This is a genomic window from Paraburkholderia phytofirmans OLGA172 (genome assembly GCF_001634365.1).
Classification (GTDB): Bacteria; Pseudomonadota; Gammaproteobacteria; order Burkholderiales; family Burkholderiaceae; genus Paraburkholderia.
This window is the reverse complement of sequence record NZ_CP014578.1, coordinates 1,301,614-1,328,061: the sequence shown is the minus strand read 5'-3', so window position 1 is coordinate 1,328,061 and position 26,448 is coordinate 1,301,614. Positions and strand designations below refer to the sequence as shown.

22 protein-coding genes, 1 tRNA gene and 1 pseudogene are annotated in these 26,448 nt (G+C 59.6%); 14 read left to right on the top strand and 10 right to left on the bottom strand.

Features of this window, described 5'->3' with window-relative positions:
- Positions 1 to 112: 112 nt before the first annotated feature.
- The 3 genes from AYM40_RS05770 to AYM40_RS05760 all read left to right on the top strand — a co-directional run bounded on the left by AYM40_RS05770 (position 113) and on the right by AYM40_RS05760 (position 2,407).
- Entirely contained in the window at positions 113 to 586 is a 474-nt protein-coding gene (locus AYM40_RS05770) for a MaoC family dehydratase (RefSeq protein ID WP_063495385.1), read from the top strand.
- 12 nt (positions 587 to 598) lie between these two features.
- A complete protein-coding gene (locus tag AYM40_RS05765; RefSeq protein ID WP_063495384.1) occupies positions 599 to 1,048 on the top strand; it encodes a MaoC family dehydratase in 450 nt (149 codons plus the stop codon).
- 96 nt (positions 1,049 to 1,144) lie between these two features.
- On the top strand, positions 1,145 to 2,407 hold the full coding sequence (locus AYM40_RS05760) for a CaiB/BaiF CoA transferase family protein (protein WP_063495383.1): 1,263 nt from the start codon (positions 1,145 to 1,147) through the stop codon (positions 2,405 to 2,407).
- Between the two features lie 207 nt (positions 2,408 to 2,614).
- On the opposite strand, the pseudogene AYM40_RS38050 reads toward AYM40_RS05760, so the two are convergent.
- A pseudogene (locus AYM40_RS38050) lies at positions 2,615 to 2,842 on the bottom strand (glutathione S-transferase); the annotation flags it as partial.
- Position 2,843: 1 nt separating this feature from the next.
- Here AYM40_RS38050 and AYM40_RS42230 point away from each other — a divergent pair.
- The 3 genes from AYM40_RS42230 (at position 2,844) to AYM40_RS39940 (ending at position 4,400) form a co-directional block, all read left to right on the top strand.
- On the top strand, positions 2,844 to 3,368 hold the full coding sequence (locus AYM40_RS42230) for a hypothetical protein (protein ID WP_236720971.1): 525 nt from the start codon (positions 2,844 to 2,846) through the stop codon (positions 3,366 to 3,368).
- A gap of 161 nt (positions 3,369 to 3,529) precedes the next feature.
- Complete coding sequence (locus AYM40_RS05750) at positions 3,530 to 3,892, top strand: hypothetical protein (protein WP_063495382.1); 363 nt, start codon at positions 3,530 to 3,532, stop codon at positions 3,890 to 3,892.
- A gap of 22 nt (positions 3,893 to 3,914) precedes the next feature.
- Positions 3,915 to 4,400 (top strand): hypothetical protein, encoded by a 486-nt coding sequence (locus AYM40_RS39940; RefSeq protein ID WP_063495381.1) that lies wholly within the window; start codon positions 3,915 to 3,917, stop codon positions 4,398 to 4,400.
- A gap of 111 nt (positions 4,401 to 4,511) precedes the next feature.
- Here the strand turns inward: AYM40_RS39940 and AYM40_RS05740 are convergent, their stop codons facing one another.
- The 4 genes from AYM40_RS05740 to AYM40_RS05730 all read right to left on the bottom strand — a co-directional run bounded on the left by AYM40_RS05740 (position 4,512) and on the right by AYM40_RS05730 (position 6,895).
- The gene (locus tag AYM40_RS05740; protein ID WP_063495380.1) at positions 4,512 to 5,174 is read right to left on the bottom strand and encodes a hypothetical protein; all 663 of its coding nucleotides are present in this window, start codon (positions 5,172 to 5,174) and stop codon (positions 4,512 to 4,514) included.
- Positions 5,175 to 5,225: 51 nt separating this feature from the next.
- Positions 5,226 to 5,933: a hypothetical protein gene (locus AYM40_RS05735; protein ID WP_063495379.1), complete on the bottom strand. Its 708-nt coding sequence runs from the start codon at positions 5,931 to 5,933 to the stop codon at positions 5,226 to 5,228.
- A 70-nt stretch (positions 5,934 to 6,003) separates the two neighbouring features.
- A complete protein-coding gene (locus tag AYM40_RS41270) occupies positions 6,004 to 6,330 on the bottom strand; it encodes a hypothetical protein (RefSeq protein WP_158515242.1) in 327 nt (108 codons plus the stop codon).
- A gap of 70 nt (positions 6,331 to 6,400) precedes the next feature.
- A complete protein-coding gene (locus AYM40_RS05730) occupies positions 6,401 to 6,895 on the bottom strand; it encodes an Arc family DNA-binding protein (protein WP_063495378.1) in 495 nt (164 codons plus the stop codon).
- Between the two features lie 311 nt (positions 6,896 to 7,206).
- Here AYM40_RS05730 and AYM40_RS05725 point away from each other — a divergent pair, with 311 nt between their 5' ends.
- From AYM40_RS05725 to AYM40_RS05690, 8 genes are all read left to right on the top strand, one after another.
- Positions 7,207 to 7,905, top strand: a complete 699-nt coding sequence (locus AYM40_RS05725; RefSeq protein WP_063495377.1) for a phage antirepressor N-terminal domain-containing protein — start codon at positions 7,207 to 7,209, stop codon at positions 7,903 to 7,905.
- Between the two features lie 114 nt (positions 7,906 to 8,019).
- A complete protein-coding gene (locus AYM40_RS05720; RefSeq protein WP_063495376.1) occupies positions 8,020 to 9,132 on the top strand; it encodes a hypothetical protein in 1,113 nt (370 codons plus the stop codon).
- Positions 9,133 to 9,367: 235 nt separating this feature from the next.
- The gene (locus AYM40_RS05715) at positions 9,368 to 10,522 is read left to right on the top strand and encodes a tyrosine-type recombinase/integrase (RefSeq protein WP_236720880.1); all 1,155 of its coding nucleotides are present in this window, start codon (positions 9,368 to 9,370) and stop codon (positions 10,520 to 10,522) included.
- Complete coding sequence (locus AYM40_RS05710) at positions 10,506 to 12,044, top strand: site-specific integrase (RefSeq protein ID WP_063494711.1); 1,539 nt, start codon at positions 10,506 to 10,508, stop codon at positions 12,042 to 12,044. The genes AYM40_RS05715 and AYM40_RS05710 overlap by 17 nt, the downstream gene beginning before the upstream one ends.
- Positions 12,041 to 14,074 carry a hypothetical protein gene (locus tag AYM40_RS05705; protein ID WP_063494712.1) on the top strand — a complete coding sequence of 678 codons (2,034 nt, stop codon included), beginning with the start codon at positions 12,041 to 12,043 and terminating at the stop codon, positions 14,072 to 14,074. Before AYM40_RS05710 ends, AYM40_RS05705 begins: the two co-directional genes overlap by 4 nt.
- Positions 14,071 to 14,505: a hypothetical protein gene (locus AYM40_RS05700; protein ID WP_063494713.1), complete on the top strand. Its 435-nt coding sequence runs from the start codon at positions 14,071 to 14,073 to the stop codon at positions 14,503 to 14,505. Before AYM40_RS05705 ends, AYM40_RS05700 begins: the two co-directional genes overlap by 4 nt.
- Positions 14,505 to 14,942 carry a VPA1267 family protein gene (locus tag AYM40_RS05695; RefSeq protein ID WP_063494714.1) on the top strand — a complete coding sequence of 146 codons (438 nt, stop codon included), beginning with the start codon at positions 14,505 to 14,507 and terminating at the stop codon, positions 14,940 to 14,942. The genes AYM40_RS05700 and AYM40_RS05695 overlap by 1 nt, the downstream gene beginning before the upstream one ends.
- Before the next feature lie 224 nt (positions 14,943 to 15,166).
- Positions 15,167 to 17,185 (top strand): AAA family ATPase, encoded by a 2,019-nt coding sequence (locus AYM40_RS05690; protein ID WP_158515226.1) that lies wholly within the window; start codon positions 15,167 to 15,169, stop codon positions 17,183 to 17,185.
- 602 nt (positions 17,186 to 17,787) lie between these two features.
- Here the strand turns inward: AYM40_RS05690 and AYM40_RS05685 are convergent.
- The 5 genes from AYM40_RS05685 to AYM40_RS05665 form a co-directional block, all read right to left on the bottom strand.
- Positions 17,788 to 17,878 (bottom strand) — tRNA-Ser (locus AYM40_RS05685).
- A 60-nt stretch (positions 17,879 to 17,938) separates the two neighbouring features.
- On the bottom strand, positions 17,939 to 19,957 hold the full coding sequence (locus AYM40_RS05680) for a sodium:solute symporter family protein (RefSeq protein ID WP_063495375.1): 2,019 nt from the start codon (positions 19,955 to 19,957) through the stop codon (positions 17,939 to 17,941).
- Between the two features lie 4 nt (positions 19,958 to 19,961).
- Positions 19,962 to 20,381: a DUF4212 domain-containing protein gene (locus AYM40_RS05675; RefSeq protein ID WP_148662107.1), complete on the bottom strand. Its 420-nt coding sequence runs from the start codon at positions 20,379 to 20,381 to the stop codon at positions 19,962 to 19,964.
- 148 nt (positions 20,382 to 20,529) lie between these two features.
- Positions 20,530 to 22,512, bottom strand: coding sequence for an acetate--CoA ligase (gene acs / locus AYM40_RS05670; RefSeq protein WP_063497854.1), 1,983 nt, complete (start codon positions 22,510 to 22,512; stop codon positions 20,530 to 20,532).
- Between the two features lie 786 nt (positions 22,513 to 23,298).
- Positions 23,299 to 25,992 carry a hypothetical protein gene (locus AYM40_RS05665; RefSeq protein WP_063495373.1) on the bottom strand — a complete coding sequence of 898 codons (2,694 nt, stop codon included), beginning with the start codon at positions 25,990 to 25,992 and terminating at the stop codon, positions 23,299 to 23,301.
- Positions 25,993 to 26,448: the final 456 nt, after the last annotated feature.

Sequence of the window (26,448 nt, the reverse complement as noted above, 5' to 3'; positions counted from 1 at the left end):
CTTGACAACAACACAGAACAGTTGCAAATTGATCGCAAGGCGGACATACATATCCGCTTAGCGGATATTCTACCCGTTGAGCCTTTCCCGATCAACTACCTGCGATCGTCCTATGAACGCTCCGACATTCGAGACAGATTTCTGGAAAGACGCCGGGTTGCGCAAGACCTGGGATGACATCATCCCGGGCGAGCCCCGCAAGACGCTGCCCTACACCCTGACCAAGGAAGCGATCCAAAAGCTTTGCCGCGTGATCGGCGATACGCATCCGTTGTACTTCGACGAGGAGTACGCCAGGCAGACGCCCTACGGCGGACTCATTGCGCCTCCGACCATTCACATTCTTCTGATGTTCTCCTGCACGCCAGCCGACGACTGGATGCGCAGTCCCGGCACTATCAACGCAGGTCAATCGTGGAATTACAACGTCCCGGCGCGACCAGGCGACGTCATCCGGCTTCAGGCACGCGCACTCGACAAGTTCATCAAGAGGGACCGACTCTTCGTGGTGCATGACAACGTTTTTTTCAATCAGCACGATCAGGTGATCTGTTCGGGCCGCGGTTGGAGCATCCGCGCGTTCTAAGGAGAAACCGATATGACTTCGACATTCGAAAGCCTGCAGCGCGGCCAACTCATCGAGGGTACACCGTTCTCCCCGACGCGCGAATCGATTCGCGAATTCTGCGAAGCGTCGCTGGATTTCAATCCGCTTCATCTCGACGATCAGTACATGCCGGGCGATTTCCGCAAGACCAACTTTGGCGGAATCATCATGCATGGCATGAACAATTTCGGCGTTATCACAAAGATGCTGACCGACTGGCTTTATCCGGCCGGGGGCGTGCAGCGTCGTCTTGAGACGCGCTGGAAAGCGCCCGTCAAACCGGGCGACGTGATTACGCCGCGTGCCACTGTCACGTCAGTCAACGAAACCAGCAAGGGACGCTGGGCGGTGCTCGACGTGCAGGTATTCAATCAGCGTGGCGAAGAAATCGCGGTCGGCGAGGCGACGGCCGAGTTTCCGAAAGATTGGGCGCCGGCCTGATACGGCAAGGCACTCCAGCGCTCCACGCCACCCGTCCACGCGCCGCTTGTTAGTTAGCGCGAGCGGCGCAACATGCACCTACCCGTTCTGACAAAAATGCAAAACCCTTCACTGGATCACACATCGAATCTCGCGCCGACCGGCGCCCTCGCCCATCTCCGGGTGCTGGACCTTTCCCGCGTGCTCGCGGGTCCGTGGTGCAGCCAGAACCTCGCCGACATGGGCGCCGAGGTGATCAAGGTCGAGCGCCCGCGAACAGGCGATGACACACGCAGCTGGGGACCGCCGTGGATCAAGAACGAGGACGGTACCGACACGCACGACTCCACCTACTTCGCATCCGCGAACAGGAACAAGAAATCGATCACCGTCGATATCTCGACACCGGAAGGACAGGACTTGATCCGCAAGCTTGCTGCAAAAAGCGACGTCGTGATCGAGAACTACAAGGTCGGCGACCTCAAGCGCTACGGTCTCGACTACGCGACGCTCGCTGAGATCAATCCGAGGCTCGTCTATTGTTCAATCACCGGTTACGGACAGGATGGCCCAGACGCCAACAAACCCGGCTATGACATCGTGTTTCAGGCGGTCGGCGGATTGATGAGCGTGACCGGCGAGCGCGATGACCTCCCGGGCGGTGGACCGCAAAAGGCAGGGCTTCCGATAGTGGATGTCATGACCGGCATGTACGCGACCATCGCTATCCTGTCGGCCCTGCAATACCGCACGGTCTCGAACCGAGGCCAATACATCGACATGGCATTGCTCGACTGCATAGTGGCGCTAGGTGGAAATCAGGTGACCGGATTCTTCGCGAGCGACAAGACCCCGCACCGCTATGGAAATGCGCATGCGAGCCTCGTTCCGTATCAGGTTTTCACGGTCAAAGACGGCGAGATCGTCGTCGCCGTCGGCAACGACACGCAATGGAAGCAGTACTGCAAGGCAATCGAACGCCCCGATCTGGCTGCCGATCCACGCTGGGACAAAGCCACCGGGCGGATTACGGGCCGCAATGAACTCATCCCCGAACTCGCAGGAACCATGCTCGAACGCGGCGCGCTGGAGTGGATCCGGCACCTCGACGCGCATGGCGTGCCCTGCGGACGAATCAACGACTACCGGCAGGTCTTCGAAGACGCGCAGGTCAGGCATCGGTCGTTGCGCGTCGATGTGCCGAGGGAAGACGGCGCAATGGCGTCGACCATTGCCAGCCCGCTCAGGTTGCGGGATACGCCACCCGCCTATCGGCGCGCACCGCCTTCGCTCGGCGATTGCACCGACGATGTGTTGAGCGGCCTCCTGGGCTGCAACACCGAAGACATCACCTTGTATCGGGACCGCGGAATCATCTGATGAGGTTGGCCAAATGAACCCAATCGACTCAAAGCTGAAGGAATCGCCACTGCAGACCTATCGCCGGTTTCTCGAACAGGATGTGCTCGCCTAACAGTTCGATAGCTCGACGAACCGCGCGTTCTTTTGTCCTCGTGTCATCGCGCCCGGTTCCGGAAACGAACACCTGAAATAGCGCGAGAGCGAAGGCATCGGTACGGTCTAGGCTGCAGCCGCATGTGCTGCAGCAGATAGAGGCGCAGCGGAAGCGCCGTAGAACACCACTTCAGTGGGGCGCTCTTGCCGAATGGGCATGAGATCGCTTCGCAGCCACGCTTGGACCTGACGTGCCCGAGCGCGCCTGATCGCATCTTTTGGATATAACAAGGAGCCCGGAAAAACCTCGTCGAGGTACTCAGTTATTGCTGACGACTCCGACAAAGCGAAACTGTCGTGAATGCAATCAATTGCACTCACTCGCGAGCACACACCGGGTTTGCGATACGCCTATGCGGCAGGTTCGGCGCTTGGCATTCAGCGCCCGTCAAAAGACAAACCGGGGTGGCGCATGGGTAAAACAACGATAGCGGTTTGCGCAGCAGTGGTGGCGGCGCTGACCTTGCAGGGGTGCGCCACATACGATCTGTCGCTGTTGCCGCGTACAGCGGGACCAATGGCCTACGGCACGGCAAAGCAGATTGACAAGTCGGTGGCGATTACGCTGGACGGTCGCACGTACAACGGGCGCTTTGTGTACGTGCAAGGCGGGGCATTCTCGCTGGCAAGCCGCTTCGGTGGCGGGCAGACATACACCGGCACGGCTGTAGGCGTCAGCGCTGTGGGAAATGGCAACGTACCTGCGGAATCCGCCGATGGTCACAACCTGCGATGCGTTTTCAGTTTCAGCGGCTGGAGTCAGTCAGGAACCGGCGTTTGTCTCACTGACGCTGGCGAAGCATACGACCTTCAGATAACCCGCTAGTGCTGTCCATGCTCGCGCTGGTGGTCACGGTGCTGTGTGCCGCGTGTGGTTGCCTCGTCAGGCAGGGCAGACCCGCATCGAGCCGGTAACCGGACGGCAAATCACGTACGAGGGGATCGTGTACGCGCGCAGTACAATTGATCACCCCACCGGAGAACAACATGGCAAAGCTCGCGTTTCCGACTACGGCGGATGAATTCAAACAGCATCTTGAACAGCAGGGCCAACGCGACGATTGGACGGTTGACGTAGTGCCAGCGGAGGGCGACGACATTAGAAACAAAACGCGCGTGGTATTCACACTGCGCGATATGACCATGGCCGACGGCTATGTCGCTCATGAGTACGACGACCTAATTGTCACGCTAGACGGGGATTACTGGTTCGGACTAGACCGCCTGCACGAAGACTATCCGCGCTGGACGTGGCAAAAGCAGGTAGGCGAAAAATCGTGGTGCACTGTCGATCACCTGCGGTTGCTAGATGCGCTGGTGGAGTTGTTCCCGCCATCGCTGTACGCCTGATTGCAATCAATGCATTGACAGGGTGATCACCGACATGGGCCTCAGACACACATTGCAAGAGATTGAAGGGTGGCAAGGTCAATATAAACGTGTCCTACGCTGGCAGCACCGGATTCGCATGGCGGATACCGCTAGGTCATCGGCGGATCAACTTGACTTTCTCCTCGCTTTCTTTGCTTCATGTTTCGATCTCCGGGACTGGCTAATCGCCTCTGGTGTCGATAGAGAATCAGTAACGGCGTTATTTCGTGGCAACGTGGAACTGAGAGTGTGCCGCGATATTGCGAATGGCTTTAAGCACTTTCGGATTACCGACCATCCGTACGATGCCAAATTTTCGGTTGTGCGGGAGTACGTCCCCGAAAACTGGCCGTCGTATGTTGGGCATGGCGAGAGCAAATGGAATATTGTCGCCGGTGAAGATATGTTCGATCTCGTCGCGCTTGCTCACCAATGCGTCGATCTGCTGGACGAATTCCTTCACGACCAAGGACTTAACGCCGCTTAGTCTTCCGCTCGCGATCGCAGGCAATTGCATCGGCTGTCAGGCGGCGCTGACGCGTCGGCGACTGGTCATTCGTGACCCATCCTTGGCACGCTCGTCAGCCAGAAAATCGCTCTACCACTTCGCGATGTTCGCCAGTACGGCGGCAATGAACTTCGGGAACACTTCGGCAAGCTGCACGCGGCTACGTACTTCTCTGTCGTACCCGTTAACCTTACCCTCATCGAACGACGCACCTATGTAGAACCCATCCTCCTCAAAGGACATCACCGTGGCGATGGTCAAGTGGGAAAGGTGGCTGTGGTGATGGTAAAACTTCTCCGCCTCGACTAGCGCGTCCACCCCCTCATCGTGAAGCCCAAGGACCTTCCGATTTCTCCTCACGTCGCGCACCGCGTCGTTTGCCCCATACTGCTCTGCAACAAATCTATCCAGATTGGTTAGTGTTTTTCCCGAACCAAGCAACGACATTGCAATGGCCTCGATCACTTGACGCATGAGATTCCCCGCCGCAACGAGGTGACCAGCCAAGAACAGCTTCATTGATTGGATATGCAGCGTGATTGCGCAATAAATCAGGCTGGAGACACGTCCGCGTTTCTCGTTGTTTTTCGCTTCCTCATCAAAAGCTTGCCAGTCCATCATCGCTTGCGCCATCAACTCGGCAAATCGCTCGGCTTGCTGGCCGTACCGCGCGAGGAAAGCAGCGGTAGCTTCCTGCGCCGAACCGGTAATCTCTGAATGGATGATGCGTTTTGCTTCTTCGGCACTCGGCATGTTTGCCCCGGTTCGTCTTCGTTGTTCGCCTAGCTGACTAATGCACCATCATCAGGCTGGTGGCCGATAGTCTGGATGCCCCTCTGTGCGCTCTCCAAGCGCCGCCGCCCAAAAGAATTTAGCGTAGTGCCGATAAACGTCAGCAGCTTCGTTCAAATCAAAAGCGTGTGCTAGAACGATACTTAGCAACAGGCTAACGATTTCCAGATTGTCCAGATAGAACGATTCAATTTCCTCGTCCGTCGCATCGAATCCGCCTGCTTTTGCGGGCGAAGCCTGTCGGTGTGCCAACTGCCCATTCCGCAATATCAGTAACTTCCTGAAGGCATCAAAACCAGCGCCGCCCTTAGTGTATTTATCTACCAGCGCCCCCACCTTGGCTAACTGCTCGCCCAGCGTTCCTCTTAAGTGTTCTTCGAGGGTTAATCGCAAATACCCCTCAAGATGATCGGTCCTTGACGCAATCAGGGCATCAAAGAATTGCTGGTCACGCAAGGTGCGAACGACTGATTGCACTCCGACTGCTTTTTTGTCACTGTCCCAAATTCGCATAAGCGCGAGCAACGTCTCACGCCGAAGCGACATGCGCACAATGAGAAATGCCTGCGTGGCAAATGACTCGCCCATCCGCTTATGCAGTTCCTCTTCATATGCAGTCGGCTTCCACGTCTCATGGAACATGACCGCCATTCCAATTTCCTGCTCTGCGGCTTTTACTTTTTCTTTTAGAGCCGTGATTTTTGGGTCTTCGTCGCTCATTGCCTGCGCCCCCACCCTGTGGTTAGGTTCGTTGTCTGGCCGATCATACCGGAGCGCCAGCGGACACAAACTAACTTGAGTTCGTCGGCGCAACGACGCCTATGCCGTCACCGCCAGACAAATAGCAACCATTGGGCATGCGAAATGGCTGCCGATGTCGATGCAATTTCTTGCTTGATGGTTTGCGATATGGCCTTGGAATGCCTGCCATATTTTTCTCCTGATCGAGAATTCGCTTTCGTTCTTTAAGTTCCGCGATGCGTCTTTCGGTACGCCTGATTCTTGCAATCAACTCCCATTGGAGCAGCAACAAAAGGTCGCAGTCGCTCGGATTCGACTCTAGCGCGCGAAGCAACTGGGTGAGCTTGTAAATAGACTTCCTATACCGTGCAATCATCTACAAGTTTCCTGACCATGATCGAACCGCGTAGCGCTATTGGACAAACATCGTAGGTTCTAGCCCGACCCTACCCGTCCATAGACCGAAAAAGGTCGAGCTGTCGTACGTAGCGGCGTACTGCATCGCTATGGCGAATCGCCGCTGCCGCTCGCTCCCTATCTGCCGCCGGAACTTGACCGACGTAGTGCGCAAGTTCGGCCAACTTCTCGCTGGTCGAAATCAGCAGTTCATGAACGGCGATTTCACGATACCGTCCAGCGGCATCCTTGGCTTGCACTGAGCGCCGAAAGTCCTCCGAGCGAATTCCAGCTACGACCAGACGTAGCGCCGCCTCTTCCACTGATTCATTGATGTCCGTCGACGCAGCCTTGATGATGTCCTCGAGCCCCTTCGGGATTTTCGGAGGCGGACCAATACTCTTCTCAAGTCGCGCCACGATTTCGTTATTGAGACTGTGGCCAGCGGCATCAGCGGAAGCCTGCAGTGCCTCGCGCAATTCCGGCGGCATCCTCAACGGGTATGCAGAGGGTTGCTTTGCTACCAGCTTCTCTTTTTGCATCATGGCTCTTGACTGAATCATCGTGATGTGACGATACTATAACCTGATCCTCAGATAGATTCTATTTTGATTCTTTCTGTGCATATCTTCAAGCCAAATTCTTGGCCGCTACGAATGCTGGCGGACCTGTGGATGAGTTCCACAGGAAAAGGCGGACCATCTGGGCCGGTCGCCGCATTGGGTGATCGTTAGACGCTAAAGAGCGCAACTAAGATGAAGGCGCGCGCGAAGGCGGACGAACGATAAAAAAGCCCCGACCGGATATCTTGGCGGATGACGGTCAGGGCTTGTGTTCAAACTTGGAGAATGAACGCATGCATCCTAGCACGCGGGCGTTATCACGCCAAATCAAAGTGCCTTTCCATGGTACCGACCTTTACGTTGTGGAACATGATGGCCAGCCATATACCGCTGTCAAACCGATAGTCGAGGGCATGGGACTTGACTGGAAGAGCCAGCAAGTGAAAATGCGACAGCGCTTTCGCTCAAGCATGGCGGAAATCGCCATGATTGGTGGGGACGGTCAACTTCGCCCCATGACCTGTCTACCGGTCAGAAAGCTTCCCGGGTGGTTGCACTCGATAAGCCTCGGAAAAGTCCGCCCTGCAGTCCGTGAGCGCGTCGCCGAGTATCAGGCCGAGTGTGATGATGCGCTGTGGCGATTTTGGAACGCAGGCGTCAACGTCAATATGCATCAAGTGTGTAGTGGTCGTGAAAAAAGTACTTCCGCCGATCGCGCCGACGCACTCCGGCTTGCCACCGAGCTTGTCATTGATCGACACGTTCCGTACAGCTCCGCGTATCGAGTCATGCATTTTTATGCTGGCGCATGCAGCTTTCGGGACATGAGCCGCGACCAAGCGATGCTGGCAACTGAATTTGCGAGTCGCCTGTTATCCCACCTTGATACGCTCGGAGACTGGGAGCAAATCGACAAACATCGAAGCCGACTGCTTTGTGGACCGGTGCAATTATCCCTAGCACTTCACCCGCGACTCGGGCCGAGCTACTAGTCAGATAGCCGGTTGTGTGTAGCTTGGATTGAGAAAGCGGTGCATGCACCGCCTTTTTAACCTCGTATGATGGAAATACCTTAAACCACCTTGTTTCTGAGCAAAGGAAATGACGTGCCAAGTTTCGACTTCATAACACTTAAAGAATTTCGTCTTTCCCTTGAGAGAGACTATTCGGAAATGGCGAAATGCCTACAGGCCGAAGCTTGGAAAAGCGTACAAGTGCTTGCGGGCAGCATTGTCGAGTCTTTGCTCATCGACTACCTTCTCTCGACGAGTGCCCCTGACAGACCCAGCAAAGACCCTCTTCGAATTGATCTCGCCGAGGCAATCACTATTTGTCGGAATGAGGGCGTCTTGACCGCTCGTACAGCCGACTTGTGCAGTGTTATCCGCTCCTATCGAAACCTGATCCACCCCGGGCGAGTTGTGCGAACGGGAGAGCCGGAACCGAACCGTAGCAGCGCAACAATCGCGACGACCTTGATAGATATGATCGCAGATGAATTGGCGAGGACCAGACGTAAATCGGTCGGGTTGACCGCAGAGCAGATCGTCTCGAAGGTAAGGCGTGACTCGAACTCATCAACGATTATTAAGCACCTCATCTTAGAGGCCAATGAAACTCAGCGAGAACGGCTTCTGCTGGAACTCATACCTGATACATACATGAACCGACCAGAGGACCCAGAGCCTTTCGACAACGAACCCGAACGCCTTCTGACCGCCTATCGTGTCACCATGGAGAATGTGAGCGATGAAATTCGCGAGCGCGTTGCCGCCCAGTTCGTGCGCATTCTGCGGGAGGAGGACGGAGACTATGTCGACAGGTACAGTGCAGGCTTCTTCTCGGCTCCCGACATCCGTAACGTGGCGAAACAATACGAACCGCTAGTGCGCGAGTTTCTACTAGGCCGGGCCGCCCGTACGCACACCAACGAAACGCTTAGGATGTTAAAGGGCATAGCCCCCTTCTTGGAATTGAGTGATGTAGATAAATGGCTCGACCCTTACGTTCGAACAATTACATCGAGTCAAGAGAGCGATTCTTTGAAGTCGCATGCAAAGGACCAGTTTTCTATGGAATTTATCGGGAGCACTGGCGAATTTGATCGGGCGGTTACAACGCGCCTTGATGCATGGCATAGAACTTTCGTAAGGTCCAACAACACCGAGCGCGCCGCAGCAGTAGAGGAGATGAAGGACATGGTCGATATCCCGTTCTAGAAGCTACTAAGGTAGATTTTTGTTGATTAGAGCCCGCGTGCCCTCAGCACGCGGGCTTTTTCTTTACCCACACTTTGTTTTATGTTCTAGTAGCGTCTTTACTCAACTACTACTTGGCAAAAACGGTGGGTAGATGACGAGATTTGTCGCAAAGCGCATCAGGTTCCGGAACGGAGAGCATCACTCTGTGCTGAGTAGGCCCGGAGGCCTTCCGGTCCACGAAGCGACCCTGTACTTGAACAAGTACCGCAAGCGCGGTCGAGCCGCCAACACGATTCATGGCATTTGCATGGTGTTGGCTTTGCTATACAGAGAGCTGGCTAAGCACAAAATCGATTTGCTCGAACGATTGCGGGTCGGTCAGTTCCTGACGATACCTCAGCTCAACCGATTAGCCGATGCTGCTCAGTATCGAGTGGATGACCTGTCCTACGAAGACGCAGAGGAACCAGGTACATCAAAAGTCATTGATATCCGACGAATCCGCATGCGTCGCAAAGCGGCAGTCGAGCAGGCCAAGGCGGTCAGCGTAGCTACCCAAGCCTCCCGACTTCGGTACATGGCGGATTTCCTGGAGTTCTTGGCGATGTATGTGGGTGCGACGCTGCCGGCGCCCCTGCGAAAGGAATTGGCGATTGAAAGCGCTCACGCGCTCAAAGCATTTCTGGCTCAAGTGCCCAAAGTCCCCAAGCGTGCCAAGCTCGGTGCCCGGGAGGGACTTTCTAAGGAGGACCAGGACCGGCTCCTCGCTGTGGTTCGCCTAGACTCGCCCGACAACCCGTGGCAGCAAGGTTATGTCCGCTACCGGAATTGGCTGATGGTTGTGCTCTTGCTCGCGACCGGCATGCGTCGCGGCGAGTTGCTGGGCATTCAGCTTAAAGACCTCCATCAAAGCCTGCCCAAGCTGCGCATCATCCGGCGGGCCGATGCAAGTGAAGACCCCCGTCGCATTCAGCCGAATACCAAGACCAACGACCGAGAGGTGGAGGTGCGGCCGGAAATTATGCGGGCCGTCTGGAACTACATTAGGCGTCACAGAAAGAAAATCAAGGCCGCTCGCAAGCACCCGCAGCTCATCGTTACAGACGATGGCTACCCGTTGTCATTGGGTAGCGTCGACAAGATATTCCGGCAGCTTCGCGAGGCTTGCCCAGGCTTGCCCGTCACGCTGACGAGCCATGTGATGCGCCACACCTGGAATGAACGCTTCTCCGAGCAGGCTGAACTGCTGGGGCTGACGGATGCCGTCGAAGAGAAAGCCCGGAATGAACAGCAAGGGTGGACCGATAACTCGAAGTCCGCTGCAACCTATACCCGTCGTCACGCGAGCCGTAAAGGACGGGAAGTCTCCCTGAAACTACAAGAACAGCTCGATGTTACAGACAAATGAACTGCGTTCCTCCACCGCTCTTGTTATTACTTTGCCCAAGCGTGTATTCACGCGCAGCAAGAGCAGCTTCGACCCAAACGACGACGTCTGGGAGTGGGCGGATGGCCCGGCGGACGCGTACATTGACTTTCGACGTTACAACAACGGCTTCGAAGCGTTCGTTCCGTGGCTCAAGCATGCCCTGCTTCCGTTCGTCAAGGGGCACTCATCTGCGCATGTCATGAACCTGAATGGGGCGTTCACCCATTTCGTAGACGCCATGCCGACATGCCCGGAAGGGGCCATTGGCGCGCAGCATATCTCCAACTACGCAGCCAAGCTGGGTGCTCACGAAATCGGGCGGCTCGGGACCCTCAACGGTCTGCTACAAAAGTGGGTGAACCTCGGTCTGCCCGGCGTCGAGCCGGAGTGTGCCACGTACTTGCTCGAGCGCAAGAAGCCCGGCAATGAGAAGGGCAAGGCGGTCAGGACGCGTGACCCAGTCGCAGGACCGCTGAGCGAGGAGGAATACACCGCGCTGTACTCGGCGGTCAACGCTGCCTATGGTCGCGGTGAGTTACCGTTGTGGACGCTTCTGCTCACCAGACTACTCTTGGCGTGCGGCGGTCGTATCTCTCAATATGCTTCACTCAAACTCTGTGACTTTGACAGCACGACGTTAGTGCTTAGCCTTCCTCAGGCCAAAACGGGCTTGGAGCACGCGCGAATCAGCTTCCTCGCGTTTGACATCAGTCCACAAACGGGACGGCTCATCGCAGACTATATAAGTGGTTTGCGCGAGGAGGAATACGACGACAACTCCGCCTTCTTCCCACAAGCCCTGGTCATGCCTCGGGGACCTCGCAAACAACGTCGGGCCATTGACGACCTGTTCTACGGGCATTGCACTCCGGAAACACTGTCGGCGTGGTTCAGTACCCTTATGACGGAAATTGCACCGCCAACTTCCCGGCTCGACTTCGCGCCGACGCCTCTGACGGCACAGAGATTCCGGTACACCTTCGGCACCCGGCTAGCCGAGGAAGGTGCAAGCAAGGTAATCATCGCGAACCGGATGGGCCATGCAGACCTCCAGCAGGTTGACGTCTATGTCGCAGCCTCTCCAAAGATTGTTGAAAACATCGACCGGGCTATGGGGGCTATGCTTGCTCCGCTCGCCCAGGCTTTTAAAGGGCAGCTCGTGCTGGATGAGGAGCACACGACCCACAAGGGCGCTCCCGGGAGCCGTATCATTGACTTCCGGGTCTCAAAGGACCCGGTGGGTAGCTGCGCGGGACAAGGCAAAAGCTGTGCCTTCAACAAGCCGGTCGCCTGCTACGGATGCTTCCGGTTCGAGCCGTGGCTCGACGCTCCGCACGAGAAGGTGCTTGAGCGCCTGGAGTCTGAGCGGGAAAACTGGTCGGCGGACGACCGAATGGCGGCGGTGAATGATGAGCCCATCCGGGCAGTCAAGGAGGTCATCGCGCTTTGCGCCCAGGTTTGGCAGCAGCGTGCCGAACAGGAATCGGAGGCGGTGTCATGAAAGCCCCAACTCCAGTACTCAACTTTACGCCTCGGGCCGAATTAGCGCCCCTGGCCAACATCGAGGCCTTCGTGGCCCTCTGTAGGGACTCGGACGTGCTGGGTGCGCGGGGGCAGTTCGACATAAACGTCTGGACGCTCGGATACTTCAAAGGACAGAACAAGGTGAACCGGGTGGTGTTCAGCACCCTTGCGGCGTCCCGCGAAGACAAGCCCGAGCCGAGTCTGCCGCATCCGTTCCTGGACTTTGCGAAAGCGACGCTTGTCTACCTTCACGACAAGAAGCCGGTAGAGTCGCAGGCGCCGCGCATTGCGGCGCTTCGATGCCTTGAAGCCGCCTTGCGCGAGTCAGGCAAAGGCTCGCGGCCGACGGCTGTCGACGAAGATGTGCTGGATAGCGCGGTCTTACTTGCTAGGGCGGTGGTAAATGGCAGGAAGGTTTCGCCGGCGGTGGCTTACCGGACCGCCGGTCAACTTCAATCTATCGCTGAGCTCATGCGCTCCAAGGGGTTTATCCACCTCCGTCAACGCTGGACGCATGGCCTCAAAAAGCCCGACGAAAGAGGGTCTCGTATCTCGCAGGAGGCCCTGACGGCTCGGCAGGAGAAGCTGCCTTCCGCCGCCACGCTCCGTGCGCTCGGAGCCATCTTCCATGATGCCATCGAGCCTCCCGATGTCATGGTGTCGAGCGTCACCGGCCTGTTGCTCTGTGCGCCGGAGCGCATCAACGAAGTGATTCGGCTTCGCCGCAACTGCCTGGTTGAGGGCGACGGCGAATATCGTGGGAAGCTGGGGCTACGGTGGTCCGGGTCAAAGGGGGCAGAGGACACCACGAAGTGGCTCCCCACGGAAATGGTGCCCATCGCACGCAAGGCGGTCGCAAACATCATCGAGGTGACGACACCGGCCCAGAAGTTGGCGGCCTGGTACACGGAGAACCCTGAGAAGCTGTACCTCCACGAGGGGGCTGTGCATCTTCGCGACAAGAAGGTCCTGACGTTGGAGGGAATCGGTCTCATCCTGTGGGGTGATGCGACGGCGAGCGGACCGGCCAACACCTGGGCTCAAAACAAAAACAGGCGACTGCCCAAGCAGCCGCTCGGCGGACGCAGTATTGGCTATCTCTTTGAGGATGTCGAGCGGGCTGTCGTTGCCCTGCTGCCCGAGACCTTCCCTTACGTACCGGGCGCCTCCGACCGGCTGTGCCGTGAGTCCATGTCCATCATGCTCATGAACGAAATGCATTCGCAGAAGGCGACATACCTTTGCATGTTCAGTTGCGTTGACACCGACACTATCACCAACCACTACGGGGCGCGCAAGGGTCGAGTCTCCATCTTCAAACGCTTCCATTACACCGAGGACGACGGCTCGCCTATCGAGCTTCAAAGTCACAGCTTGCGCCATTACCTGAACATGTTGGCGCAGACCGGCGGCTTGAGCAGCACCGAAATTGCCATCTTCTCCGGTCGGAAGGACGTGAAGCAGAACCGCGCCTACGACCATATGACCTCGGATGAGGTGCAGGCGCCCATCAGTAAGGCATTGAAGGACGGGTTCACCTCAGAATTGGAACCGGTCTTCACCAGGCGTGACCTAGTTACGCGCGGCGAGTTCAAAGGCCTGGGGCTGACGGCGGCACATACGACCCAATACGGCTGGTGCGAACACGACTTCGCGAGCGAGCCGTGTCAGATGTACCGCGACTGCGTTAACTGCGAGGAGCAGGAGTGCATCAAGGGAGAGACGCAGAAGGAAGCGAACCTTCGCATGCTCAAGAGCGAGACCGAGTACCTGTTAAAGCAGGCCAAGGAAGCCTTGAGCGAAGAAGAGTACGGTGCCGATACCTGGGTCAAGCACCAGACGCTGACGCTCGAACGAGTCAACGCCCTCCTGTCGATTCTCGAGGACCCGGCGGTACCCGCTGGAGCGCGGATTCGTCTGGACGTGGACAACGCTCCGCTCATCACAACCGACAATGTTCACCCTGTCAGGTTTGTCCGGACTACGCGGCGAAAGGTACTTGCATGAAAAAGAACCGGGCACCAGACCTAACCGACGAGCGCATTGCAAAAATCCTTGAAACGTTGGACACATGGAAAGGCAAGCTTACGTGGGAGCTCTTGCTGGATGCGGTCCAGGCGGCGACCGGCTACCGATACTCGCGATTTACGTTCGCGGAATACCCTCAAATTGCGAATGCGTTCTCGCTCAAGAAGGACGTGTTGCGCGGTACTTTGCCACATGAACGAGGCGAGCCTCGGGATGAACGGGTTCGTGCGGCTCTCGAGCAGGTCTCCCGCTATAAAGCGAAAGCCGAACGGCTGGAAGCAGAGAACCAGCTCCTGAACGAGCAGTTCCTGACGTGGGCGACTAACGCCGAGCGCAAGGGCGTCACGATGGACATGTTGAATGCCCCGCTCCCGAAGCCGGAGCGCGACCGTTCGAAAGGAGCCAAGTGATGGCAAGCGGACAGCAGGTCGCCGAGGAGAATGTGCGTCGGTTCACGACCTGGGCGGCATCGAGGACCGACGAGGACTTCCGGAACATGGTGACGCGAGGCGTCCTGTCGCGCACGGAAATCGCGGCAGAGTGTGGGTTTGCGAAATCGGCGCTCGCGCAGAATCCACGGATTCGGGATGCGCTCAAGAACCTGGAGGCGGACCTGCGCGAGCGTGGCGTGCTTCCGCAGCTTGTGTCGGGAGACGAGCCGGAAGCGTCGCCGCTCAGACTCCGAGCCGCTGAGTCACCTCGCGCGGCTCAGGATGCTGAGCGCCTTTCTCGCCTGGAGCAGGAGAACGCGAGCCTGAAGGCGGAGAATGCCGAGCTCAAGCGCATGTTAGGCCGTTACGCGGTGCTTCAGGAGGTCCTCGCGGAAACGGGGAGGCTTCCTCGGTGAGCGACCCTACGAACGTCACGCTGCGTGTGACGGGGGTCAGGTCTCAGAACCCTCGAGGCTTCGGCGGAGCCATCTTCACCGGGGTTCCCGTCGATGCTACTGGGTCTGTCCTTGACGCGTGCACTTATGTCGTCGTCAAGGCGACCCGGGCTACCCTTGGCGGAACAAAGGTCGAGCGAGGCCAATGGTGGACGGTTGCAGGACAGCTGGTTGAGCGCCGGTCCGTGGTTGACGGCTTCGAGCTGGTTGAGCAGCAGGTCGATGCGGAGGTCGCGTATCTCGCCCGCCCGACCGGCGAGCATCTCGTCACGTTCATTGCCGAGAACCCCGCCTTCGAGGGACTCGGAACAGTCAAAGCCAGACGGCTCTGGGAGCGCTTCGGCGAGCAGTTGTATCAATTGCTGGACGCGGCCGACCCGTCGCCGTTCGCCGACGTCCTCTCTGCTGCGGCAGCTCAGCGTCTGGTTGAGGCCTGGGCTTGTCACGGCGAGTCCCGCACCCTTCAGTGGCTTCAGGCCGCTGGCTTCGACATCGGACTGGGACGGAAGGTGCTGCGGTACTTCGGTGGTGAAGCGCAAGCTCGCATTGAGGAAGACCCCTATCGCCTGCTATCGTTTGCCGGCAAATGGTCGACCGTCGACCTGATGGCACAAACGCAGTTCGGCGTTCAGTCCGACGACCCTCGCCGGCTGCGGGGAGCCGGCGAGGAGGCGTGCTATCGGATGTTCGCCGCCGGCCACACGGCAATGCTGTCGGCGGACCTGGTCGAGCAGGTCGCCCCGCTGCTGGGACGACCGCCAGTCGGCGTTCAATGGCGAGATTTGCTCGCGACCGCCGTGTCGGAGGGCCTCAAAAGCGGCCACATCGTTCAGACGCAGCACGGCCTGCAACCGCTGGGCGCTCTGGTTATGGAGCGTCAGGTAGCCAAGGCTATCCAGGAGCGTTTGACCGGCGGCATCGAGCGACTGCTTCCTGGTCATCGGGTCGAGCGAATCATCACGGCTTGCGAAGCTGAAGACGGCATTGAGCTGAACCCGGAGCAGCGGAATGCTATCAGGATGGCCGACGAGTACGCGTTTGCCTGCATCACCGGTGGGGCTGGCGTGGGCAAGACGACCGTGCTCAGGTCGTTGTGTCGGCTGTATCAGGACGCAGGAACCAAAGTGCTACAGGTGGCACTTGCAGGACGCGCAGCGAAGCGGATGCAGGAAGCCACTGGTCTGCCCGCATTCACGATTGCCAGCTTCCTTAAGAGCGTCAACAACCTGACCTTCGATGGTCCCACGGTGTTGGTCATCGATGAGGCGAGCATGGTTGACATCGTCTCGATGAGCCGCCTGTGCCAGGCGCTACTTCCTCACGTACGACTCGTTCTCGTTGGTGACCCCTACCAGCTCATGCCGGTCGGGCCTGGTCTCGTCCTTCACTGTGTCATGAGGGTGCCACGCATTCCCTCGACCGAGCTCAAGACCGTGAAGCGCTATGGAGGGGAGATTGCCGCCGTGGCTTCGGCCGTGCGGGAGGGGGTGTGGCCGAGCATCTCTGCCGACGAGACGGCGTCCGTTGCCTTCATCCATTGTGATGACCGGCAAATCGCGGAAAGAGTGGCGGACCTTTATGCCGTCGATACCGCTGGCACGCAGGTCCTTGCGCCGCTGCGAAACGGCCCGGCAGGGACCAAGGTACTCAACCAGGTCTGCCAGCAGCGATTCACCGGCGACGGGCCAACTGTGACTCGGTGGAACGACGAGTTCGACAGGCCTGAGTACTGTGGTTTCAACCTTGGAGATGTCGTTCTCTGCACTCGCAACCTCTGGGACAAAGGACTGCAGAACGGGTCAATGGGTCGGGTTGTGGAGGTCGAATCCCTCGCTACCAAGCCCAGCGATGACGCTGAACGGGTGCTGGCCTGGGTCGAGTGGGACGATGGCGTTTGCCGGGAGCTCACGTCCGAGATGCTTGAGGATGTCGAGCTCGGGTTCGCGGCGACGGTTCACAAGGCCCAAGGCTCTCAGTGGCGCCGCGTCATCATCCCGGTCACCAGGTCAAGGCTGCTGGACCGAACGCTGTTATACACAGCCCTCACTCGTGCCCAGGTTCAGGTCATCCTGGTCGGAGACGTCGAGGCCGCCCAAAAGGCAGTGGAAGCCCCGCCGAAGGCACACAGTCGAAAGGTAGCGTTGGACCTAGCCTTGATGCATTACCTCATGCAAGCCGACGATAATGTCCTTCTGCCGGCCTGACCGGTGCGACGACACATGACGAGTCAAGGGCGGGCGCCAGCCCGGCGAAGCGAACCCTTGACCGCTGATGGTTTGCCACGCTGTGGCTGGGTTGGAAGCTCGGCATTCTCGTGCTTCCAACCATGCCATACCGCAGCGCTGTTCGCTATGATTACGCAAAGTCGTCCCTTGAGCGCGTACCCACAAATTCAGGTCAGAAGGCGGTTTCCACGAGAATTTGGGGCGTTGTGGGCACATTACCAACAACTGTGTGAAACACAAACCTCCGAAAGGCCGGCACTCACTCACATCCAGCGCGCTATCAACACTTTTTAGTAACCATAACCGTTCTAACTCGTCTTCGCTCGCCAAATGTATTGACGACGATATCCATGCCGAGGTGCGAAGCAAGCGACGCACGCCGTGGCGCGCCATAAGACTGTCGCCCCGGATTCGGACGAGCGATGCTCTAACGAGCTGATCAGCTGACGCGAATAAAATGCGCTAGCGTAGCGGCCATCCCGACTTTCGACACGGACGAACTGCATTGATAGTCGCTTTGTGAGTTGAAAAACAAAAAGCCGTTGAATCTCTTTTAGATTCAACGGCTTATCATTCATTTTTGGCGGAGAGACGGGGATTCGAACCCCGGATAGGTTATTAACCTATACACGCTTTCCAGGCGTGCGACTTAAACCGCTCATCCATCTCTCCGGCGGGGAGCCGAATTATAGCAAACTTCGCGCCCTGCGCCACACTCATGCGCAAAACCGCCTAAGGATGCCGGATGTAGTCCACCAGCGCCCTCGTATAGGCGTCCGGTTTCCGGTCGACCAGACTCACTCCAATCGCCACCAGAAACCCCGCCGGCACGCCGAACACGCCTGAGCTGATCGGCTCGATCCCGAACCACCGTGCGCCCGCGAAACCCGTCATCTGCGTGAAGAACGGATACGTCGACACGATGTAATAAATGCACACCACCAGCCCCGCCACCATGCCCGCCACCGCCCCGAGCCGCGTGGTGCGCTTCCAGAACACGCCCAGCACCAGCACCGGAAACAGGCTCGAAGCCGCCAGTGAAAACGCCGCCCCCACCAGAAACAGAATATTCCCCGTATTCAGCGACGCCACATACGAGGCGAACAACGCCACCCCAAGCAACAAAATCTTCGAGATCGTCACGCGCCGCTGGCTCGATGCGGCCGGATCGACCATGTGGTAGTAGACGTCGTGCGATAGCGCATTAGCGATGGTCAGCAGCAAGCCATCCGCGGTTGAAAGCGCCGCAGCCAGCGCACCGGCCGCGATCAGCCCTGACATCACATACGGCAGCCCCGCGATCTCGGGCGCGGCGAGCACGACCATATCCGGCTGCATCTGGATCTCGCTCCAGCGCACGATGCCGTCGCCATTCGTATCGGCAAGGCTGATCAGACTCGGCTCGACCTTGCGCCACTGCGTGAGCCACTGCGGCAAATCGGCAAAGTGATGACCGACCAGGTTGGTCAATATCTCGTACTTGATCAGCACCGCCAGCACGGGCACCGTCAGATAGAACAGCGCGACGAAGAACAACGTCCAGCCAACCGAGCGTCGCGCTGAAGCCACCGAGGTCGTCGTGTTGTAGCGCGTCAGGATGTGCGGCAGGCTGGCCGTGCCAAGCGACAGGCACAGCAGCAGCGACAGGAAATTGCGTTCATGGGTGCGCCGGTCTTCTTCGCTTGTGACAGGAAACGGCTCGTGCATCGGCACCGGCGCGGCCGCGCGCATCAGCATCTCGTCGCGGCGTTGGGTCCAGACGATCTGTGCGGCGGCGGCATCGCGTGGAAATTGTTCGAGCGCCCGCTCGCGTTCCTTGATCTCGCGCAGCGGGCCATTGTGGCGGCGCAAGTCCGCGACTTCCTGGGTGAGGCGCAGCTTCTCGTCAACGAACGATTGCGGCAACGTATCGAGCCGCATCTGCATCAGCGCGGCGCGCTGTCGATAATCGTCGCGTACGGTCTGCTCGAGCGGCGCGTCGCGCACCTGCTTTTCCAGGCCTTCGACGCGTTCCATCAAGCGGCCGTAATTGAACTGCGGCACCCAGCCGAGGCCATCCTTATGCGCGATCATCGACACGGGAATCAGAATCGCCGCGATCAGGATGATGTATTGCGCGACCTGGGTCCACGTCACCGCACGCATGCCGCCCAGAAACGAACACACGAGAATGCCCGCGAGTCCGCAGAAAATGCCGACCGCGAAATCCACGCCGATAAAACGCGTCGCGATCAAACCGACGCCCTGAATCTGCGCAACCAGATAGACGAACGAGCACAGGATCGCCGCTAACGCAGCGAGTCCACGCACCGCGTTGCTCGAAAAGCGCGTGCCGAGAAAGTCGGGAATCGTGTAGCGCGCGAGTTTGCGCACGTACGGCGCAAGCAGGAACGCGACGAGGCAATAGCCGCCGGTCCAGCCCATCAGGTACGCGAGACCGTCATATCCGGTCGCATAGATCGACCCGGCAAGGCCGATGAACGATGCTGCGGACAACCAGTCGGCCGCTGTCGCCATGCCGTTGAAGAAGGACGGCACGCGCCGCCCGGCTACGTAGTATTCGACGAGGTCGGACGTGCGCGATAGCAACCCGATCACCGCATACACCGCGATCGGCACGAACAGGAACACATAGCCGATCCACACACCGGAGCCGGTGACCCGCTCGATGCGCCACATCACATAAATGAATAGCAGGAAGCCGAGCGTATAGAGCGCGTATGAGCGGATCAGCCGGTTCGTGAGCTTCATCGGCTCAGCTTCCGCGCGCAGCGGGTGCGGTGGAATTGGCACTGGCGCTGCTGGCATTGCTGGCATTGCTGGCACTGCTGGCACTGCTGGCACTAGCATCCGCATCGAAAGCGCGTTGCAGACGGCGATCGGCGCGCTGCATCAGCACGATATAAACGACGATCAACGCGACGTAGATCAGAATCGCCCCTTGCGCACCGAAGTAGAACGGCAATCTGAAACCGATGAAGCGCACCTGCTCCAACGCCGGCGCGAACAGCGGCAAAACGAACGACACCACGAAGCCCACCGTCATCAGCGTCGCGATCAACGCAAGATTGAAGCGCCAGTACTCCTGATGCGCGCGCGCCATCGCTGCCGAGACCGCAGGGGGTTCGGGCGCGGGATTGAGTGTAGCGTGAGAGGTGGGGTGCGGCGCAGCCATGCGCCTATGTATCAAAAAGCCACCGGGCAGGCAATCGGGATTGTCCGCGCGGTGGCCTTTACTGCCTGACTTAAGTGGTCGATACCTGGGCCCGCTCAAAGGCACATCAGTCGACATACCCTTGCTGCAAACCCAGGCCAACCTAAGCTCAGAGCGACTCGCCGAGCTGATCGAGAATTGCCGGGTTCTCCAGCGTGGACACGTCCTGCGTGATCTCTTCGCCCTTCGCGAGCGAGCGCAACAGGCGGCGCATGATCTTGCCCGAACGCGTCTTCGGCAGATTCTCGCCGAAGCGGATGTCCTTCGGCTTGGCGATCGGACCGATCTCCTTGGCGACCCAGTTGCGCAGTTCGTTGGCGAGCTTCACCGCTTCTTCGCCTTCAGGACGCGCGCGCTTGAGCACGACGAACGCGCACACGGCTTCGCCGGTGGTCGCATCGGGACGGCCCACCACGGCCGCTTCAGCCACGATCGGGTTCGACACCAGCGCCGATTCGATCTCCATCGTGCCGAGGCGGTGGCCGGACACATTGAGCACGTCGTCGATGCGGCCCATGATCGTGAAGTAGCCGGTTTCCTTGTCGCGTACCGCACCGTCGCCGGCGAGATAGAGCTTGCCGCCGAGTTCTTCGGGGAAGTAGCTCTTCTGGTAGCGCTCCGGATCGCCCCACACATTGCGCAGCATCGACGGCCACGGGCGCTTGATCACCAGAATGCCGCCCTGCCCGTTGGGCACGTCCTGGCCGGTTTCATCGACCACAGCCGCCATGATGCCTGGCAGCGGCAGCGTGCACGAGCCCGGCACCAAAGGCGTCGCGCCCGGCAGCGGCGTGATCATGTGGCCGCCGGTTTCGGTTTGCCACCACGTATCGACGATCGGGCAACGGCCGCCGCCGACGTTCTCGTGATACCACACCCACGCTTCCGGATTGATCGGCTCGCCGACCGTGCCGATGATGCGCAGCGTCGACAGGTCGTAGCTCTTCGGATGCACTTTCTGGTCCGCTTCCGCGGCCTTGATCAGCGAGCGGATCGCGGTCGGCGCCGTGTAGAACAGCGAGACCTTGTGCTTGGCGATCATGTCCCAGAAGCGGCCGGCGTTCGGATAGGTCGGCACGCCTTCGAACACGACCTGAGTGCCGCCGAGCGTCAACGGACCATACGTAATGTAGCTGTGGCCGGTGATCCAGCCGATGTCGGCGGTACACCAGAACACATCCGTGGGCCTCCAGTCGAAAGTCCACTTCAGCGTCTGCGCGGCCCACAGCAGATAGCCGCCGGTGCTGTGCTGCACGCCCTTCGGCTTGCCGGTCGAACCCGACGTATACAGGATGAAAAGCGGATGCTCGGCGCCGACCCACTCGGGCGCGCATTGATCCGATTCGGCCTGCGCGAGTTCGTGCATCCACAGATCGCGGCTATCGTTCCATGCGATCTTGCCGCCGGTGCGCTGGTAGACGATCACGCTCTTCACCGCATCGCAGCCGCCCATGGCGAGGGCTTCGTCGGCGATGTTTTTCAGCGGCAATGCCTTGCCGCCGCGCATCTGTTCGTCGGACGTAACGAGCGCGACGGCGCCCACATCCACCAGGCGCTCGTTGAGCGACTTCGACGAAAAGCCGCCGAACACCACCGAATGCGTGGCGCCGATCCGCGCGCACGCCTGCATCGCGACGATGCCTTCGATCGACATCGGCATGTAAATCACGACGCGATCGCCCTTCTTCACGCCGCGTTTTTTCAGCGCGTTCGCAAAGCGCGACACGCGTTGCAGCAGGTCGTTATAGGTGACGTTGGTGACGGTGCCGTCGTCCGCTTCGAAGATGATCGCAACGCGCTCGCCATTGCCGGCTTCGACATGACGGTCGATGCTGTTATACGACGCGTTCAGCAGGCCGTCTTCGAACCACGTGTAGAACGGCGCCTTCGATTCGTCGAGCACCTTGGTGAAGGGCTTGTTCCAGCTTAGCGTCTCGCGAGCGAGGCGCCCCCAGAAACCCTCGTAATCGCGCTCCGCTTCGGCGGCAAGCGCCCGGTATGCGTCCATACCGGAGATAGTCGCGCCAGCCGCTGCTTCAGCGGAGGGCGGGAAAACACGGCGTTCCTGAAGAACCGATTCAATCGCAGACATCGACAACCCCTTGGTGAAGATGAAACGTAAAACCTGTGCCGGCGCGCAGGTGGCGCGCCTGTCGTGCGGCGCGTAATGACGCGGCGCGTGTCTCCTGATCCACGGACAACGGAGGCGCGCATGCGGCACTTCGTCATCTGTGCAACCCGTTGCCAGATTGCAGCCAGGATAACGCCAGCAACTTACCTGTCACTTACACCGGTTGCTCTGCCCTTGAATTGACTCGCGCCCGCAGCTTTCCCATGTTAACTGAAGCGCTCACGTCCTGTCATGAACTTCGCCCTGGCACGGTATGCAACGCGTCGTCATACAAGAATGACACCCAGGGTTGTACCTGGGGTGGTCTCCCATGCATGCATCACGATTGATGCCCATCCGCGAGCCCCGGATCGCGCGGGCTCTTTACCCTGCATGGAACAGGAGCACTGATATGACAACTTCCACTGGCTGGCACTGCCAGCGTCACACTGACCGAGCAGCGTCGCGACTCGCCCTGCGACACCTTCCCGCTTCCCGACGCGCCGCCGCCTGTGCAGCGGCAGCCGGCGATTGTTCGACGCATACGACACGAAGACGCTGTCCAACTGGAATCATCTGTCGAGGAACAACGACGAGAACGAGCAGAACGTCGTGCGGCTTCGTGCCGCGACGACCCAAACCCATTCCCCCTTCAGAAGCGATCTGATACACGCGCTGCGACGAGATCCCCAACTCTCCGGCGATAGCTGCATGCCTCATATGCTGACGCAGCAGCTCAATAGCACGTTCGAGTTTGTGTCATGGACTTCACCCCGGCTGGTTTGGATCGCCATGCGCAGGTGGTGGTGGCTCGTCGGGGGCCGGCCGCGGCGGGATCTGGAGCGAAGGTGATCTGGTCGGCTGGAGCGGTGTATAGGTGGGCGACGTAGCCGGTGGATAGACCAGTTCCTGCACACCCGTGTGGATGTTCTTTGCGTAGGTAGGCGTGGTAATCGGGACCTCGGCCAGACGCACGCCGATACGGGGAACCGTCGTTCCATCCCGAGATGTTGCCGTAGCAATTTCCTCAACTCTGAATACTGTGTTCGGCCGGAATAGCCATTCGCGTTCGCCTTTGGCCAAAGTGGTGATGTTGACCAGGAAGGGCGTCGCCGACTTCGACTGAATGTCGTAAAGCGCGAATGCACTTCCGGGTCCCGCGTCCTCTGTCATCTCGTTATGCAACAGCGTCGAGAACGGGTAGAAGTTCTCACTGGATGCGGACATGAAAGCTGGCGAATTGGTCACATAGTCGCCCGGTGCAAACTTGCTTGCATAGTCGGAGCGAACGTCGGCGATGCGAAGCAGGCGGCTTTCGTCGGAGGGCTTCGGTAGCCCGCCCAGACCAGCCTGTAACGCCTGGGCGCGTATGGTGGTGTCGGCCTCATGGGTGCGACTGCGTAACTCCAGATTGAGCTCGAAATTGATACCTTCGTAGGAACTGTCCGATGAGTAGCCGGCACTCGTATCCAGATGCGTCCAGGCTCTGAGGGCTTGTCGTTGTGCGATGGGAAGACGGTCGAATGCGGTACGGTACTTTTGGGTGAACTCCGTGTCGTCGAGTAAGCGATCCGCTGCGGATGTCCACGTCGACGGATTGAGCGTTTGCAGCATCTCGGTGGAGGGGGGCGTGCCGGTCGACGTCGAGACCTGGTAGGCCCGCTCGAACGGCTGGGGCCGCTGGAGTCCGGACGGCCCCGCGCCTGCCGGATTCATACCGCCCCTGAGGCCGACATCGTTGTGGACCTGCCAGTTGCCGTCGGCATCGAGCCTGACCGGATACTGAGGCCGGTACGCGTTATCGGCCTGCCAGACGCGCCACGTGCCGTTGTCTTTGTCGAAACGCGCGGGGTAGGTCTTCCCGCCACTGGTGATGTAGTAGTGCCCGTCGTTGTCCGCCAGCACCCCCTGCTGTCCCGGGGCGGGTTTCAGCGCAGCGGGCGCGGGCTGCACGGCGTAGTCGTCGGGCAGGCTGGACCGGGTGCCGTTGATGCGCTGCGAGGCCTCGGCGACGGCCGGGTCCGCGACGAAGCCCTGCGGCGCAGCGGTGCCCTGCGGGCCTTCGCCTTGTATGCCTGTCGCGCCGGCGTTGTGGGGCTGCACCGACGACGCACCGGGGATGGGCACCTTCTCGTCGAGCGGCGTGTGCGGCCCGGGCAGGTGTTCCCTGGAAGCCGCCTCAGCCACGCCGACGCCCTCTGCGGCCAGCCGTTCGGAGAAAGCCGCTGCGCCTTCGCCCGCGACGAGGCCGAGCAGGCCGGAACTCAGGTCGATACCCAGCCGTGCGTTCTCCGACAGCGACGAGTGCGCGTCAAACGCTGCCGTGATGGGGGCGAGCGGTGTCATGCCCAGCAGAAAACGGGCGGTGCCTTCGAGAATCTGGTCAGCCAGTTTTTCCCCGCGGGCGCGCGGCGTGATCGAATCGTCCTTGTGCGAGGCGTCTTTCAGCACCGCGTTGTACTGGTCGGCCAGATCGCGGACATAATCGGGACCGGCTGGCGGCAGGTTATTCAGAATGTCCAGATAGCCTTTCGGAGCGTCGACGCCATAGCCGTTGAGCTTTCGCCCGGCCTCGACCGACCAGTCGACGAGCCTGTCGTGCAGTGCGGGATCGTCCTGCATGCGCTGCGTGAACGCCAGCAGCCGGCGGTCCGCGAGGTCGTCGCGGCCAGAGCCGGGATTGGTGCTGAACAGCTGGCGGCCGATCAGTTCATGGCGCTTGCCGGGATCGCCGGTGACCCCTTCGGCTTCGTGGAGGAGCCGGTCAACCTCCGCATTCGCTTCGGCCCACTTGCCGTCTTCCTGCTTCGTGTGCTGGTCGATCGCGGTGGCAATCCTGTGCTGCAGATCGTTCTTCAGGTCCGCGGCCTGGCTGAAATAGCGTTGCCTCGAGGCGGGCGTCGATGCGGCAACAAACTGGTCGCGCAGCTGCGTCAATCCGTTCAGGTTGCGCTGGTCGCCCGCCTGGGTCAGGTAGCCTGCGCCAACCGGACTGTTGAACACGCCCAGCGCCCGCTGGACCGGATCGTTGCCTGCGCTGGTGCTGCGCTCGCGCAGCGCGCTATCCAGCAGCGATAGCTGCTGGCCGGCACGTTGCCGCGTACCGGCGTCCGTGCTGTCGCGGAAGGCGACGTCGAGCGTCGCGAGGGCGCCTGCGTAGGCTTCGTGTTCGCCCGGCGGCAACGTGCCGAGTTGCGCCTGCATGCCGTTGACCTTCTGCTCGAACTGCTGAACCCCGGAAGGGTAGCCGGTGAGGCCCTGCTTCAGGTCCCTGCCGAGCCGTCCCATGTTCTGCTCGTCCTGGTAGCTGCTGCGCGACAGGCGCACGCCGTTGGGCAGCGTCTGTGTGTCGTGCGTGTCGAGCAGGCCCTGCAGTTCGACGGGCGTGACGCCGCTCAGGAACGGTGAGGCGGAGGAGACGTCTGAAACGGCGCCGGACGATGTGGTGGAAGAAGCCGGCATGATGGGTCCCGCCGATGCCGATGATGCAACTGGCGCCACTGGCGATCGCGTTGGGACCACCGCAGTGCTGGCGACCACACCCGCATGCTGGCCTGACGTGCCCCCGCCTGCGCGCGCGGATCGCTGTTGCGGCACAGGCGGGACGCGCTGGTCACTGCTGCGGCCATACCGGTCGCGTGCGGACGCTGCGCCGTCGTCCGTCGCATCGGATGATGTGTCGCGGATAGCGGGCTGCGCTGGCGCGTTGCGAGGTGGCGGGATATCGCCAGCAGCGTCGCGACGCTGTGCCGGGGACAGGGAAATATCAGTACCACTGATAGACGTCGTCATATAAATGCTCCCGTTGCATGCAAGGTAAAGAGCCCGCCCGATCCGGGCCTGCGGATTGACGGGGGACGCGATGCATGGACAGGGAAACATGCCGGGCATCACCCTGGGTGCCGATCCTGTATGACC